General features: G+C 62.2%; 11 protein-coding genes. 5 read left to right on the forward strand and 6 right to left on the reverse strand.

Annotated features, from left to right (window positions below; translation table 11 throughout):
• Positions 1 to 37 precede the first annotated feature (37 nt).
• Entirely contained in the window at positions 38 to 1495 is a 1458-nt protein-coding gene (gene mltF, locus C2H86_RS06330) for a membrane-bound lytic murein transglycosylase MltF (protein ID WP_159411869.1), read from the forward strand.
• A gap of 6 nt (positions 1496 to 1501) precedes the next feature.
• Here the strand turns inward: mltF and tadA are convergent, their stop codons facing one another.
• Entirely contained in the window at positions 1502 to 1981 is a 480-nt protein-coding gene (tadA, locus tag C2H86_RS06335; protein ID WP_159411870.1) for a tRNA adenosine(34) deaminase TadA, read from the reverse strand.
• Positions 1981 to 3363, reverse strand: coding sequence for a multicopper oxidase family protein (locus tag C2H86_RS06340; RefSeq protein ID WP_159411871.1), 1383 nt, complete (start codon positions 3361 to 3363; stop codon positions 1981 to 1983). The genes tadA and C2H86_RS06340 overlap by 1 nt, the downstream gene beginning before the upstream one ends.
• Before the next feature lie 193 nt (positions 3364 to 3556).
• Between C2H86_RS06340 and C2H86_RS06345 the strand changes: the two genes are divergently transcribed.
• Both C2H86_RS06345 and C2H86_RS06350 read left to right on the forward strand, forming a co-directional pair.
• The gene (locus C2H86_RS06345; protein ID WP_159411872.1) at positions 3557 to 6283 is read left to right on the forward strand and encodes a membrane-targeted effector domain-containing toxin; all 2727 of its coding nucleotides are present in this window, start codon (positions 3557 to 3559) and stop codon (positions 6281 to 6283) included.
• A 157-nt stretch (positions 6284 to 6440) separates the two neighbouring features.
• The gene (locus C2H86_RS06350; protein WP_159411873.1) at positions 6441 to 9377 is read left to right on the forward strand and encodes a membrane-targeted effector domain-containing toxin; all 2937 of its coding nucleotides are present in this window, start codon (positions 6441 to 6443) and stop codon (positions 9375 to 9377) included.
• 51 nt (positions 9378 to 9428) lie between these two features.
• Here C2H86_RS06350 and guaA read toward each other — a convergent pair whose 3' ends face one another.
• The 4 genes from guaA to C2H86_RS06370 form a co-directional block, all read right to left on the reverse strand.
• Positions 9429 to 11006 (reverse strand): glutamine-hydrolyzing GMP synthase, encoded by a 1578-nt coding sequence (guaA, locus tag C2H86_RS06355; protein ID WP_079229545.1) that lies wholly within the window; start codon positions 11004 to 11006, stop codon positions 9429 to 9431.
• 77 nt (positions 11007 to 11083) lie between these two features.
• Positions 11084 to 12553 (reverse strand): IMP dehydrogenase, encoded by a 1470-nt coding sequence (gene guaB / locus C2H86_RS06360; RefSeq protein ID WP_159411874.1) that lies wholly within the window; start codon positions 12551 to 12553, stop codon positions 11084 to 11086.
• An 86-nt stretch (positions 12554 to 12639) separates the two neighbouring features.
• A complete protein-coding gene (locus tag C2H86_RS06365) occupies positions 12640 to 13197 on the reverse strand; it encodes a sugar ABC transporter ATPase (RefSeq protein WP_159411875.1) in 558 nt (185 codons plus the stop codon).
• A 46-nt stretch (positions 13198 to 13243) separates the two neighbouring features.
• The gene (locus C2H86_RS06370; protein ID WP_159411876.1) at positions 13244 to 13999 is read right to left on the reverse strand and encodes a sulfite exporter TauE/SafE family protein; all 756 of its coding nucleotides are present in this window, start codon (positions 13997 to 13999) and stop codon (positions 13244 to 13246) included.
• A gap of 187 nt (positions 14000 to 14186) precedes the next feature.
• Here C2H86_RS06370 and xseA point away from each other — a divergent pair, with 187 nt between their 5' ends.
• Positions 14187 to 15566 (forward strand): exodeoxyribonuclease VII large subunit, encoded by a 1380-nt coding sequence (xseA, locus tag C2H86_RS06375; protein WP_159411877.1) that lies wholly within the window; start codon positions 14187 to 14189, stop codon positions 15564 to 15566.
• Between the two features lie 3 nt (positions 15567 to 15569).
• Entirely contained in the window at positions 15570 to 16397 is an 828-nt protein-coding gene (locus C2H86_RS06380; RefSeq protein WP_159411878.1) for a M23 family metallopeptidase, read from the forward strand.
• The last annotated feature ends 11 nt before the right edge of the window (positions 16398 to 16408 follow it).

Consider the following 16408-nt stretch of genomic DNA (forward strand, 5'->3'; position numbering starts at 1 on the left):
ATATGGCTGTGCCGGTCCTTTGCGTATACTGCAACTTATGTTCGCCCACACTGCTTTGCGCCAACGTTGCGCCAGATGGCTAATCGCAACCGGACTCTTTCTGCTGCTCGGTGCCTGCGTTGAAAAACCCAGCACCCTCGAGCGCGTGAAGGAGGACGGCGTGCTGCGCGTGATCACCCGCAACAGCCCGGCCACCTACTTCCAGGACCGCAACGGCGAAACCGGCTTCGAGTACGAGCTGGTCCAGCATTTCGCCGACGATCTCGGCGTCAAGCTGCAGATCGAGACAGCCGACAACCTCGACGAACTGTACGGCGCACTCGGTAAACCTTCCGGCCCGGTGCTGGCCGCAGCCGGCCTGGTGAGCACCGACCGGCGCAAGGCCCAGGTGAAGTATTCGCACCCCTACCTGGAAGTGACCCCACAGGTCATCTACCGCAACGGCCGCCCGCGCCCCACCGATGCCAAGGGCCTGGTCGGCAAGAAGATCATGGTGCTCAAGGGCAGCAGCCACGCCGACCAGCTGGCCGAACTGAAAAAGCAGTATCCGGGCCTGGAATACGAGGAATCCGACGCGGTCGAAGTGGTCGACCTGCTGCGCATGGTCGATGAAGGGCAGATCGACCTGACCCTGGTCGACTCCAATGAACTGGCAATGAACCAGGTGTACTTCCCCAACGTGCGGGTCGCCTTCGACCTGGGCGACACCCGCGACCAGCGCTGGGCGGTGGCAGCCGGCGATGACAACAGCCTGCTCAACGAGATCAACGAATTCCTCGACAAGGCACAGAAGAACGGCACCCTGCAGCGCCTGAAGGACCGTTACTACGGCCATGTCGACGTACTCGGCTACGTTGGCGCCTACACCTTCGCCCAGCACCTTCAGCAGCGTCTGCCCAAGTACGAGAAGCACTTCAAGAGCTACGCCAAGGTCGAACAGGTCGACTGGCGCCTGCTGGCCGCCATCGGCTACCAGGAATCGATGTGGCAGCCTGAAGTCACCTCCAAGACCGGCGTGCGCGGCCTGATGATGCTGACCCAGCGCACCGCCCAGGCCATGGGCGTGTCCAACCGCCTGGACCCGAAGCAGAGCATCCAGGGCGGTGCCAAGTACTTCATGAAGATCAAGGAAGAGCTCGACGACAGCATCAAGGAGCCAGACCGCACCTGGTTCGCCCTGGCCGCCTACAACGTCGGCAGCGGCCACCTGGAAGACGCCCGCACCCTGGCCAAGCGTGAAAAGCTCAACCCGAACAAGTGGCTGGATGTGAAGAAGATGCTGCCGCGGCTGGCGCAGAAGCAGTGGTACCGGCAGACCAAGTACGGCTATGCCCGTGGCGGCGAGCCTGTGCACTTCGTGGCCAACATCCGCCGTTACTACGACATCCTCACCTGGGTGACCCAGCCACAGCTCGAAGGCCAGGTGGCCGAGGGTAACCTGCATGTGCCTGGGGTGAACAAGGACAAGCCGGCGGATCAGTCACCGCCGATGTAAGCCAATTCAGGCCTTGGCCCGACGGGCCTTGAAGAAGTCGCTCAGGATCTGCCCGCACTCCTCCGCCAGCACCCCACCCTCCACCATCACCCGATGGTTGAGAAAGCCCTGTCCGAAGAACTGCCCCTGGCTCTGCACGATGCCCGCCTTGGGCTCCAGTGCGCCATACACCACCCGCATCACCCGCGAATGCACGATCAGCCCTGCACACATGCTGCACGGTTCCAAGGTCACGTACAGGGTGCTACCCGGCAGCCGGTAGTTGCTGGCAGCCCTGGCTGCCGCGCGGATGGCGACCATTTCGGCGTGGGCGCTGGGGTCGCTGTCGATGATCGGCCGGTTGAAGCCCTGGCCGATCACCTGGCCATGCTGCACCAGCACCGCGCCCACCGGCACCTCGCCCATGGCTGCGCCTTCGCTGGCCAGGGCCAGGGCCAGGCGCATGAACTCCTGATCGCGGCTGCGATCGATGATCTGCGGGCGCATCAGACCACCGCGATCGCGGCCATCAGGCCGGTTTCCATGTGATCGATGACGTGGCAGTGGAACATCCAGGTGCCTGGGTTATCCGCCACCAGTGCGACTTGGGCACGCTCGTTCTTGCCCAGTAGATAGGTATCGGTGAAGTAAGGTTCGGGGATTTGTCGGCGATTGGAGCCGATCACCTTGAAACTCATACCGTGCAGGTGGACCGGGTGCTGGTACTGGGTCATGTTCTTCAGCTCGAAGATGTAGCTCTTGCCCTTCTTCAGCGTGGCAATCGGCCGGTCGGCGCAGGTCTTGTCGGTGATGTCCCAGGCCTGGCCGTTGATCTGCCACATGCTCGACGGCTTGTCCGGATCATCGGTGACCGAGACAGTCGCCGCCCATTCGAAATTGAAGTTCAGCTTCTCGGCATTCTCCAGGTCCGGCTCGGCGATCGGATTCGCTGGCAGGGCCTTGGGCCACTCGCCCGGTGCGCCGTTGCTGGCCACCGAGCGCAAGGTGCCCAGGCGCACGAAACCGTCGCGCAGGGAGATTTCCTCGCCCGCCTCGGGAATGCGGATCGCCAGGCAGATGCGCATGCCCGGGCCGAGCCAGTATTCATCATCCAGTGTCCGTGGAGTCACCGGGTTGCCGTCGAGGGCATAGATTTTCGCCTCGCAGTTGCCTTTGAGGTTGAGACGGTAAGTCCAGGTGTTGTCCAGGTTCAGCAGGCGCACGCGCACCACTTGCCCGGCCGGCAACTCAGTGACCGAGTCAGCCTGGCCATTGATGGTGATCAGCCGCCCGGCGGTGCCGTTGCGTGCAGCCTCGCGGGGGATGCTGAAGGGCAGCCAGGCGCCCTGCTCGTCGACGTGCCAGTTCTTCAGGCTCAGGGTGCGCTCGTGCTTGAACCCGGTCGGCTCGCGCTCCTCGATGATCAGCGGGCCGACCAGCCCACGCCCAAGCTCCTCGGAGCTGCTGACATGGGGGTGGTACCAGTAGCTGCCGGCATCCGGCACGCGGAACTTGTAGTCGAAGTACTCGCCCGGCTTGACTGGCAGCTGCGAAACGTAGGGCACGCCGTCCATTTCCAGCGGCAGGCGGATGCCATGCCAGTGGATGGTGGTTTCCACCGGCAGGTGGTTGATGAAACGCACCCGTAACCAGGTGCCCTGGCGTACGCGCAACTCGGTGCCCGGCGCCGAAGGGCCGAAGGCCCAGGCCTCGGTCTTGAACCCCGGCACCAGCTCGACATCCAGGGGGGCGGCGATCAGCTCGTAGTCATGCCCGGCATTGTCGTCCTCGACCTTGCCCAGCCAGTAACGGGCCGCGCCACCGGCGCCCAGGCCAACCACAACCAGACCAGTGAGGCCCATGAGCATTTGTCGACGGGTGAAGGACATCGGTGCGGGTACCTCGTGTTCTGCGCAATCAAGCTGCCAGCCGTGGCGGGCGATGAAGGGTGAATACGATACACCTGCAATTGAGAAATATTAAGTGAAGCCTTCATTCCCGAGACCTCACAGCATTATTTAACGCCTCCAGGCCTGCTCCAGAGGCAACGCTGCGCCCTCCTCAAACCTTACGAGAACAGTCATGCCCCTCTCTGCGCAGCAACAACAAGACCTGCATGCACTAAGACAAATTGCCGAGAAGCTGAGCACGGCCTGTCCGGACATGCTCCAGATGGCCCGTGAAACCGCAGGTGCGATACTGGGCCGGCACCACCTCGACGACCTGGAGCCAGACCAGGTCTACTTTCATCGCTTCCATGAGGCGATAAGCAGCCCGCGCACGTTCACCGGTTGGCAACATGTTACCCAGCCGTTTCAGACAATGACCCTTGTGCAACTGGTCATGCGCCGTTTCACCACGGCAGAGCAAGACGCCAGCGACCTGCTGAGCACCTATTCAGGCTTCTACAGTAAGGGTGCAGGGGAAGTTGCCTATGATGAGCGCAACGAGATCCGGCTCTTGCCAAAGTCTGCACTCGATGACTTCTGGAACATCGACTTCAGCCATTGCTTCGACCAGCGTGCCAGTGCTTTCTGGTCCAGGCATGGCGACGATTACCGCACCCTGGCAAAAGCCACATTCCTTGCCAAGGCGCTGGAAACCCAGGCACAAACCAGCGACAACGCGCTGGCCAGCCGCGTTCAGCAGGCAGCCAAGGCCCTGGCCGGCGAGCACGGCGGCCCAGTCACGTTGCAGTACCTGCGCCAAGCGAACCTGCCGAGCCATGGCGTTAGTGTCCATGCCTTCAGCATCGGCGAGCGCGTCGCCAGCGATATTCTCCGAATCGTCATGCCAGATGGCTATCAACTGCTCTATACACCCGGCGAAACCCAGGCATTTCACCTGTTCGCCAGCGACCGCGAGATTCACGCATGGGTCTTGGCAAACACCCTCGAGCCTGCGCAAAAAGCACGCTTGATGAGCCACTTCCCGCTGACCGCCCACGAAGCCTCTTCGCTGCACAAGACTGTCGGTTTCTTCGCCCACTTTGCCAGCATCGACCTGAGCGGATTGTTCGACGTCATGTGGCGTCAGTGGGATGCTGCCGAGCCAGGCGGCATCAATAAACCCGATACGCCACTGCAAATGGACGCTTTCAGCCACCTGCGCCTGGCTACGCAACAACGGATGGCCGACGACGCAAATTTTGCGTTGCGCTCCAATTCGGACTTGCGCAAACAATTGTGGCTCGGCTACCTGAGGGCCGCCAACACGGTCTTCGGCCCACTCACCGCGCTGGCATGGCCGATAGCGCTGGCGGGCGTGGGTGCTGGTATCGCCGAGATCGGCCTGGACATCGACCAGGCCATCAATGGGCACACCAGCGCTGAACGCCTGGCAGGCGTGGAAAGCGCCATCTTTGCAGTGATCAACACCCTGATGATCGGCTTTGCCGGTGCCAGCGACGCCAGGGGAGTTGCCTCGCCAGCGGACGCCTTCGTACCGCCCCTCGAAGACCCGGTCGAATCTGTTATTCCTGATGAAAACCCGATCGAGCCAGTTGCTCCCGAAGCGCTTGAGCCTGTAACGCCCGAGGAAATCGAGGCCTGGTTGCCCAAGGAGTTTCAGCCAAGCGAACTGGATAATCAGTTGCAGGCCCTGCAAACCAACGAAGTCGTGACCGGCGCCACAGGCAGTGGAGAGCTGGAGGGCATTTACAGCAAAGACGGTAACTTCTATGCGATGCTCGGCGACCTGGCCTATCAGGTGCGCTATGTCCGAGAACTGAATACCTGGGTCATTGTAGATCCGCAACAACCCTTCGCTTTCCGACAAAGTATTCCCATCGCTCGAGATGCCGACGGCAACTGGCAAGTCGGTGGAAGCTTGGGCCTGAAAGGCGGCAGCAATCAAATTACCAGAAAGTTTCTCAGCGCCTGGAGGCGACTCAACCCGCGTCCGGTGCTCCCGCCATTGACGGTGGAGCTCTATGAAATACCAGAACCCCAATACTCGGAGCTGAAAGACTTCGCACTCATGGGCCAAGATGCTGACCCTTACCATACCTTGCGCGACCCTTACCTTGGGAGCAGGGGCCGCGCCTACCATGCTGCACTGAATAGAATAGACAGCGATGCCGTGGCGTTCTACGAACACTTCGAACAGCCACCACGCCCCGCAATACCTCACTTCGAAAATGCAAGCGACGCTCGGCAATTTCTTGGCAGCCTGTATCAAAACAGCGAGGGCCTGGTGTTCGGTGAAGCGCATCGAGAGATCTACGCCAGACGCTTTTTGATCGAAAACATGCGACGCCTCAAACAGCTTGGCGTCAAAGTGTTGTACTCCGAGCACTTCATGATCGATTACCAGCAGGCCGCTCTCGATGAGTTCAATCGGACCGGAAAACTACCCGCTGAATTGAAAACCTATATTAATACATGGGACGACAACGCGACGATTACTGCCACCCCTTATGGCCTCAAGCAAGTGCTGTACGAAGCCTTTGTCCAGAACATCAGGGTGCAAGGTATCGACACGATGGTCAGCTACCGCGGCATATGGAAATCGGAAACGAACCTTTCACAACCTCGTCAGAACATGATGAATTACGCAGCCCACAAGATCATCACGGCTGACCAGGCCCAACGTGGCCCGTCGAGATGGGTGGCGCTCATGGGCAACACCCATGCCAACACCTTTTACGAAGTGCCAGGGGTAAGCGAACTGGAGGGCTGTCTTGGCGTACGGGTCGAGGGAGCGGGCATCGGCGAAGCCTTGAGCATTGGTATTGATCCGGGCCATGCAGTTGATGGCATCTTCGTGCAAAGTGACCTGGTGCTCAGCGTCCCACCAGCAATTAGCTGAGTTTCGACTCCCGCCTGCCGGATCGCTCGTGCAGGCGGGAGCTCGCGTGAAGACATGCCATGCCCCCTTGACGACTGCCCCATCACCTAAATAGATACCGCCTGGAGTGCCGGCTCCGTCATCAGTCTTGAGGCTCACTCAGCCCAAGGTTTCGCCCATGACACAACAGGTGTTGATCCCCGATGAAGAACAGCAACTGCACACGCTGGCCCAGCCACTGGTCAGCTCCTGCCCTGATTTACGGCAGATGGCACGGGACGTGGCAAAACGCATCCTGAGGAAACACGGGCACGCGGAACTCGATCCTGACGATGTCTACCTCAACCGGTTCATGACAGCGCAAAGCAGCCCGCACACTTTCAGCGGATGGCAACATCAGGACTCTCCTTTTCAGTCCTATACCCTGCCACAACTCGTATTGCATCGCTTCGATGTCGCGGACCAGGACAACAGCGACTTGCTCAGCTACCTGGCAGGCTTCTACCTGAACGGGCCAGGTGCCGAGGCGTATGACGAACACAACGAAGTGCCCATCGCGCCGAAGGATGTCCTTGAGGACTTCTGGCAGATCGACTTCAGCAGCCAATACCACCAGCGCCTTGACGCCTTCTGGCAACACCACGCACAGGACTACCGCGCGCTGAGCAAAATCAATTTTCTCAGCAAAGCGCTGGAAGCTTGCGCCCATGACCCACGCGGCGCGCTGGCCACCTGCATCGGTCAAGTAGCCCGGGCCCTTACCGGCCATTCACCAGGCCCGGTGACCCTCGAACAACTCCACGAACTGCATGTGCCTACTGACGGCATGCGTGTTTGCACGTTCGACATCGGCGGCTACGTGGCCAGCGATTTCCTGCGCGTCGTGATGGAGGACGGCCGGCAGTTGCTCTACACCCCGGGCGAACAAGACTGTCTGCACCTGTTCACAACGCGCAAGGAGCTGTACTGGTGGGTGTTGATCAACACCAATCAAGCGGATAACCGTGCCCGTTTCCTCAGCCACTTCCCTGCTGAAACCCACGCGCAGAAGGCCGACAGCGCCGGCCTAAACCACTTGATCGACCTGCTGTTCTTCAACTGGGGAGGCGATGACCACCACATCCTCAATCAACTGGACCGAGGGGTTGAAGGTGACGCGTTCAGCCATCTGCGCGACAACATGCAGCAGCGCATGATCGCCGACGCGCACTTCACCTTGCGCTCCAACAGCGACCTGCGCAAACAGATGTGGATCGGTTATCTGCAGGCCTTCGGCCAGATCGCCGCGCCGCTTGCTGCACTGGATTGGCCGATCGCTCTGGCCGCTGTGGGTGCGGGCCTTGCCGATACCGGACTGAACATCGATCAGGCGGTCAATGGCCACACCACCAGTGAACGCCATGCCGGTACGATTGGGGCGATCTTCGCAGCGGTCGACACCCTGTTCAATGCGGCTCTGCTGGCCAGTGCCGGTGCAGGCGCCGCGCAGGAGCAGCTGCCTGACACCACCGCCGAACCACTGCCTGCCCCTGCGACACCGGCCGACCCCACCTCCGATCCGGCATCGCCCGCCGATATCGAGGCCTGGGTTCCCGAGCCGTACCAGCCATCCTCTACAGATGCGCTACTGTTACCGTTCGAGAGCAACGAGATAATCAGCGTCGAGCCAGGCAGCGGCGATCTGACAGGCATCTACACTCAGCACGGCAATTTTTATGTGCTGATCGACGATAAGCCTTATCAGGTCCGCCATATCGCCGAAATGAAAGCCTGGGTAATCATCGACCCGGAAAACCCGTACTCCTTCTATCGCAACGTACCCTTGCGTATGGCGGCAGACGGTCGCTGGCAGCCACTGGAGCGGCCCGGCCTGCAGGGGGGCGGCCTGAAAGACGACATGCTCAGCCTGTGGGGGAAATACGCATCGGGGCCAACGCCAGCTCCCTTGCCGGCCACGCCCTATGAAGTGCCGGACGAGCTGCGCCCGATATTGCAACCCTACGCCGAAAGCCCCGGCCATGAGCGTGTGCTGGACGGCACCCTCTCATTTGGGGATGCCCGGATAGACCCTGCCACAGACGAATACAGAAGGCTGCGCAATGTACTGGCCGATGATGCGAGGCAATACCTCGCCACAGTCGAGCCACCCACGCGTCCTAACCTACCTGCACTCGCTCGCGATGCATCCGCGAAAGAGATCATTCGCAGGGTGTACGAAAGCAGTGACGGATTGGTGCTTGGCGAGAGTCATTCACAACTGGGAAGCAAGCAGTTTCTGATCGACAACATGTCGGCACTCAAGAAAGCCAAGGTCAAAGTACTGTACGTCGAGCACTTCATGACCGACTTCAACCAGGCCAGCCTGGAGATGTTTCAACGCAGCGGCAAAATGCCAAGCGAGCTACTGGCCTATGTCCGAAGCCTGGACAAGGGTTACGGTATCGACCCAGCCAGTCGGTACTCCTTCACCAACGTATTGAAAGCTGCGCGGAAGTTCGACATTCGCATACAGTCCATCGACTGCATGGCCAGCTACCGGCAAGCGTGGAACCCCACGCCATCAATGGTGATCCGCCAGCAAATGATGAACTTCTATGCCCACGAGATCATTCAGGCTGATCAGGCGATCCGCGGATCGAGCAAATGGATCGCACTGGTCGGCAACTCGCATGGCAATACCTTCGAGGGCGTTCTGGGCGTCAGTGAACTGCAAGGAGCAATCGGCCTGCGCGTGGAGGACATGGAGCCTGGTCATGTTGGCGGTATCGAAATCGACCCTGGCCTGACTATCCTGGAAAACAACGCGAATGAGCGCACCGTCAAGGGTGACTTGCGCCTGCAAGTCCCGATTGCCACGAGCTCCCCCACGATAGGCAAGTTGGAACACTCGCTGGCCAGCAAAGGCACATTTGCCATCTACTGGATCGAGGATCGACTAACCCTCGTTCATCGCAGCAACGACGGGCAATTGAAGTACACGCCAATCATCGAGGAAGGCCAGCATATCTACATCTCTCGCCCCAACTGGCCGTGGGTAAGCGGGCGGCGCTTGCGTGACCTGAGCGAACTGCGTTCCACGCTCGAACATCACGGGTTGCATTACAAGCGCGGGTAACCTCGATGCCAGAGACGACAAGGGCGCCTTGCGGCGCCCTTGTGGCTCAACTTATTCCCACTCGATGGTGGCTGGCGGCTTACTCGACACGTCGTAAGTAACGCGCGAGATACCGTCGATTTCGTTGATGATACGGCCGCTGACGGTTTCCAGCAGCTCGTACGGCAGGTGCGCCCAGCGCGCGGTCATGAAGTCCACGGTCTCGACGGCACGCAGGGCCACGACCCAGGCATAGCGACGGCCGTCACCGACGACACCGACCGACTTGACCGGCTGGAACACCACGAATGCCTGGCTGGTCTTGTGGTACCAGTCGGCCTTGCGCAGCTCTTCGATGAAGATGTGGTCGGCGCGACGCAGGATGTCGGCGTATTCCTTCTTCACTTCACCGAGGATGCGCACGCCCAGGCCCGGGCCCGGGAACGGGTGGCGGTAGACCATGTCGTACGGCAGACCCAGCTCCAGGCCGATCTTGCGCACTTCGTCCTTGAACAGTTCACGCAGCGGCTCGACCAGCTTGAGGTTCATTTCCTCCGGCAGGCCGCCCACGTTGTGGTGCGACTTGATCACGTGGGCCTTGCCGCTCTTGGCGCCGGCCGACTCGATCACGTCCGGGTAGATGGTGCCTTGGGCGAGGAACTGGATGTTGTCCAGCTTGCTGGCTTCGGCATCGAAGATGTCGATGAAGGTGCGGCCGATGATCTTGCGCTTCTTCTCCGGGTCGGCTTCGCCTTCCAGGTTGTCGAGGAACTGCTTTTCAGCGTCGGCGCGGATCACCTTGACGCCCATGTTCTCCTTGAACATGGCCATCACCTGGTCGCCTTCGTGCAGGCGCAGCAGGCCGTTGTCGACGAATACGCAGGTCAGCTGGTCACCGATGGCGCGGTGCAGCAGCGCGGCAACCACCGAGCTGTCAACACCGCCGGACAGGCCCAGCAGGACGTTGGCCGAGCCGACTTGCTCACGCACCTGGGCGATGGCGTCTTCGACGATGTTGGACGGGGTCCACAGGGCTTCACAGCCGCAGATGTCCTGCACGAAGCGGGACAGGATGCGACCGCCCTGCTTGGTGTGGGTCACTTCCGGGTGGAACTGCACGCCGTAGTAGCCGCGCGAATCGTCGAACATGCCGGCGATCGGGCAGCTCGGGGTGCTGGCCAGCACGTGGAAGTTGCCTGGCATCTGGGTGACCTTGTCGCCGTGGCTCATCCACACGTCCAGGCCCAGCACGCCGTCGTCGTCGACGTGGTCTTCGATGCCGTCGAGCAGGCGGCTCTTGCCGACCACGTCGACGCGGGCATAACCGAACTCACGCAGATCGGAACCTTCGACCTTGCCGCCCATCTGTTCGGCCATGGTCTGCATGCCGTAGCAGATGCCCAGCACCGGCACGTTCAGGTCGAATACCGCCTGCGGGGCGCGTGGGCTGTTGGCTTCGTGGACCGACTCGGGGCCGCCGGCGAGGATGATGCCGCGCGGGTTGAATTCGCGGATCGCTTCATCGTCCATGTCGAACGGGTGCAGTTCGCAGTACACGCCGATTTCGCGCACGCGGCGGGCGATCAGCTGGGTGTACTGGGAACCGAAATCGAGGATCAGGATACGGTGAGCGTGAATGTCGAGGGCCATGACTCAATCTCGTCAGTGGAAATCGGAAACGACGCGGGGCTGTTCGTGACAGCCCCGTTCGGTTATTGCTTGAAGCCTCAGCCTACGCGGTAGTTAGGGGCTTCTTTGGTGATCTGCACGTCATGCACGTGGGACTCGGCCATGCCGGCACCGGTGATGCGCACGAATTCCGGCTTGGTGCGCATCTCTTCGATGGTCGCGCTGCCGGTGTAGCCCATGGACGAACGCAGGCCGCCCATCAGCTGGTGGATGATCGCGGCCAGGGCACCCTTGTAAGGAACACGGCCTTCGATACCTTCCGGTACCAGCTTCTCGGCACCGGCCGAGGAGTCCTGGAAGTAACGGTCGGACGAGCCTTGCGCCTGTGCCATGGCACCCAGCGAGCCCATGCCGCGGTAGGCCTTGTAGGAACGGCCCTGGAACAGCTCGACTTCACCCGGCGCCTCTTCGGTACCGGCGAACATCGAACCCATCATTACGCAGGAAGCGCCGGCAACGATGGCCTTGGACAGGTCACCCGAGAAACGGATGCCGCCGTCGGCGATCAGTGGCACGCCAGTGCCTTCCAGTGCAGCGGCGACGTTGGCGATGGCGCTGATTTGCGGCACGCCGACACCGGCAACGATACGGGTGGTGCAGATCGAGCCCGGGCCGATACCGACCTTGACTGCGTCAGCGCCAGCTTCGGCCAGGGCCTTGGCGGCGGCGCCGGTGGCGATGTTGCCGCCAATTACCTGCACTTGCGGGTAGGTTTCTTTTACCCAGCGCACGCGGTCGATCACGCCTTTGGAGTGACCGTGGGCAGTGTCGACCACCACCACGTCAACGCCGGCGGCAACCAGGGCGGCAACGCGCTCGCCGGTGTCCTTGCCGGTGCCGACCGCAGCGCCAACGCGCAGGCGACCCTGGTCGTCCTTGCTGGCCAGCGGGTAGGCCTTGGCCTTTTCGATGTCCTTGACGGTCATCATGCCCTTGAGGTTGAACTTGTCGTCAACGATCAGGACTTTTTCCAGGCGGTGCTTGTGCAGCAGCTCGCGGACTTCGTTCTTGTTGGCGCCTTCACGCACGGTGACCAGGCGCTCTTTCGGCGTCATCACGTCGCGGACTTTGGCTTCCAGACGGTTTTCGAAACGCACGTCACGGGAGGTGACGATGCCGACCAGGTCGCCGTTGGCCAGTACCGGAACGCCGGAGATGTTGTTCAGGTGGGTCAGCTCGAACAGGTCGCGCACGGTGGCGTCGGCGTCGATGGTGATCGGGTCCTTGACCACGCCAGCCTCGAACTTCTTGACCTTGCGCACTTCGCCGGCCTGCTGTTCGATGGTCATGTTCTTGTGGATGATGCCGATGCCGCCTTCCTGGGCCATGGCAATGGCCAGGCGCGCTTCGGTCACGGTATCCATGGCAGCGGAAACCAGCGGAATGTTCAGCTCGATGCCACGAGTCAAACGGGTCTTGAGACTGACTTCATTGGGCAGTACCTCGGAGTAGCCAGGTACAAGGAGGATATCGTCGAAGGTCAGGGCTTCTTGGCTGATACGCAGCATCGCGGGGGCTCCCGGGCGGGAAAAATGGAAGCGCGCCATTATACTCATCCACGGCGCGCCGCTCAATGCAAAATAAGGGCCTTCGGTCAGCCTTGTGGCACTTTTACCTGCACCACCGCCACCGGCTGGTCGAGCCAGTCGGCAAAGCTGTCGAGAAAGGCCTGGGTGAAACCGGCCTCGCCCCAGTTGTTGAAGATGAACCCAAGGTTGGAAAAGGCACATGGCTGCAGGTAAATGAAGCCATTGATGTCATCTTCATGGCCGCACAGCGGGCAGGTGAAGTTGTCGCTCACCGCCGGCATCCACTCCTCCAGGCTCTCGAACAGCGGCTCGCCGACCTCGCGCCGGCATTCCGGGCAGCCGGCTTCCTCGAGGAACCCCTCGGTCGGGGTATAGATGCAACGCTTGAGCATTACCTCCAGGCCATTGACCTGCTCGCCGAATGGCAGCTTTTCAGGATGCAGGGCGACCTTGCGCGCACCCGCCGCCAAGGCATGGCCCATGCGGTTGCCGGTGCGCCCGCAGGTGGTCAGTTGTTCTTGGACGATTTTCTCGCGCACCAGCCAGCGCAGGATGGCGCGGGCACGGGCTTCGTGCACCTCGACGGTGGACAGCTTGGGGACGATGATGCTCTGGGTGTTCATGAACGAAGCGGGCCTGCGGACTGCGGTAGTCCTGCAATTCTACAGCTCAGCCGCTCAGGTAGCGACCGATCAGCGCCAGGCCGCTGGCCAGCACCAGCCAGGTGACCAGGCGCACGAAGGCTTCGCGGGACAGCTTCAGGGTCAGTCGCCGACCCACCCAGAGACCGATGAACATGACTGGCAGCAGGCAGGCGGCGAACAGCAACAGGCTGGTGTCGGCGTACACGCCGGCCAGCAGGAACAGCGACAGGCGCACAATGGTGCTGCAGCTGATCAGGGCGCTCTGGGTCGCGCGCACTTGCTCCTTTATCTCCAGCCGTGCACTCAGGTAGATCGCATAAAGGAAACCGCCACTGCCGAACAAGGCGCCGAACAGCCCGCCAACCGTGCCCATGGGCACCGCCCAGAGGCCCGACAACCTGGCCGGTCGCACCTTCACCGCCAGGCCGTAGATCGCATAGGCGGTGACGAACAGCCCCATTAACAGCAACAGCAGCTCGGACTTCAGGTGCAGCAGGAACACCACGCCCAGGGTGCAGCCCACGGCCATGCACGGCAACAGCCGCAGCAGCTCGCCGCGCACCACGTCACGACGTGACGGCAAAAGGTTGCCGAAGGCGGCGACGAAGTCCAGCAGCACCAGCAGCGGGATGATCCGCGACAAGGGCATGAAATGGATCAGTACCGGGCCGGCCACCAGCGCGGTGCCGAAGCCGGCGATGCCGAAGACGATGTAGGCGGCGGCGATGGCCAGGAGGATGGGGAGCCATTCGTAGGGGGTGAGGGAGAGCTGGGTGAGCATCGTGCTGGAGTCCTGAGTGTCCTTGGGTGTTCGCCGCGAGGTTGTGGCGCGGCGGACAGGTGCATGCCTTGGAAGTTATAGCGCCTGTGAGATCGAGCGCCGCGCGGGCGGCGCTCGGTCTCGACACCAGCATAAATCTCCCGCCATGCACTTGGCGCCCCCTACCCCGCCCCTTATCATGCCCACCATGATCAGAGACCCTTTCGAACGACTCGGCCTGGACCGTGAGGTCCTCACCGTCAGCCAGCTCAACGGCCGCGCCCGCGTGCTGCTGGAAGACGTGTTCCGCAGCGTCTGGGTGGAAGGCGAGATATCCAACCTCGCCCGCCCGGCCTCCGGCCACATGTACTTCACCCTCAAGGACAGCGGTGCCCAGGTGCGCTGTGCACTGTTCCGGCAGAATGCCACCCGCGTGCGCCAGGCCTTGCGTGACGGCCTGGCGGTGCGCGTGCGCGGCAAGGTCTCGCTGTTCGAAGGGCGTGGCGACTACCAGCTGATCCTCGACACGGTCGAGCCGGCCGGTGATGGCGCCCTGCGCCTGGCCTTCGAAGCGCTGAAGGAGAAGCTCGGCGCCGAAGGGCTGTTCAGTGCCGAGCGCAAGAAGCCGCTGCCGGCCCATCCGCAACGCATCGGCATCATCACCTCGCCCACTGGCGCGGTGATCCGCGACATCATCAGCGTGTTCGGCCGCCGCGCACCGCAGGTCGAGCTGAACCTGATTCCCACCGTCGTGCAGGGGCGAGAGGCAATCAACCAGATCGTACGCGCCTTGCAGCAAGCCGACCGACTCGGCTTCGATGCGCTGATCCTGGCCCGTGGTGGTGGCTCGCTGGAGGACCTCTGGTGCTTCAACGAAGAAGCCGTGGCGCGTGCCGTGGCAGCTTGCGTGACGCCAATCGTCAGCGCCGTCGGCCACGAGACCGATGTGTCGATCAGCGACTTCGTCGCCGACGTGCGCGCGCCTACGCCGTCGGCTGCCGCCGAACTGCTGGCCCCCGACAACAGCGGCCTGCAGCAGCGCCTCGACGGCCTGCAGCGGCGCCTGCTGCTGCGCATGCAGAACCGCCTGACCCATGACCGCCTGCGCCTGGAGTCGCTGACCCGGCGCCTGCGTCATCCCGGTGAACGCCTGCGCCAGCAAGCACAACGCCTGGATGACCTGGACATGCGCCTGCGCCGCGCCTTCATGCTCAACCTCAACCAGCGTCGCGAGCGCCTGGCACGCCTCGATACACGCCTGGCCGCGCAGCACCCGGGGCGCACGCTGAAACTGCTGGGGCAACGCCTGGACAGCCTCGCCGAGCGCCTGCCAAGGGCCATGCGCGAAGTGCTCAAGGACCGCCGCCAGCGCTTCCAGGCACAACTGCAGACGCTGCAGGTAGTCAGCCCGTTGGCGACCCTGGCACGCGGCTACAGCATCCTCCTCGACGAGCAGGGCCAGGCCGTCCGCAGTGCCGAGCAGACCCGCAACGGCCAGCGCCTGACCGCGCGCCTGAACGAAGGCGAGCTGCTGGTACGCGTCGAAGACAATCACCTGACCCCGGTCACCCTCTCTTTACTGGACTGACACATGCCTCGCCTGTTCGCGCCCCTGTTCGCCCTCTCCCTCATGCTGCTGGCCGCAGGCGCCCAGGCCAGTTACATCACCCGCACCCTGAACAAGCCGGTGCCCGGTGGCGTGGCGGTGGTCGACCTCGGCCCGGCAGCAACAGCGCCAAGCGCGCGCTTCGATGGCAAGCCGGTGCTGGTGGTCAAGGAGCAGGACAACTGGCTAGCCATCGTCGGCATCCCGCTGACCCAGAAGCCCGGCACCGCCGTGCTGACCCAGGGCGGCCGCAGCCTGCCCTTCAGCGTTGGCAGCAAGAAGTACCCCGAGCAGCACATCACCTTGAAGAACACCCGCCAGGTCAACCCGAATCCGGACGACCTCAAGCGCATCGACCGTGAACTGGCCGAGCAGATCAAGGCGTATCGCAGCTTCAGCCCGGTGCTGCCGAGCAACCTGATCCTCGACAAACCCGTCAGCGGGCCACTGTCGAGCAAGTTCGGCGTGCGCCGCTTCTTCAATGGCGAGGAACGCAACCCGCATGCCGGGTTGGACTTCGCGGTGCCAGCTGGAACACCGATCAAGACGCCGGCCAACGGCAAGGTGATCCTGGTGGGTGACTACTTCTTCAACGGCCGCACGGTGTTCGTCGACCATGGGCAGGGCTTCATCAGCATGTTCTGCCACATGTCGAAGATCGATGTGAATGTTGGCCAGCAGCTGCGCCGCGGCGATGTGGTCGGGCGCGTGGGCTCGACCGGGCGGGCCACCGGGCCGCACATGCACTGGAACGTCAGCCTGAACGATGCGCGGGTGGATCCGGCGATCTTCATTGGCGCGTTCCAGCCCTGAGATCGGCGGCG

Source organism: Pseudomonas putida (genome assembly GCF_009883635.2).
In the GTDB taxonomy this organism is placed as follows: domain Bacteria; phylum Pseudomonadota; class Gammaproteobacteria; order Pseudomonadales; family Pseudomonadaceae; genus Aquipseudomonas; species Aquipseudomonas putida_W.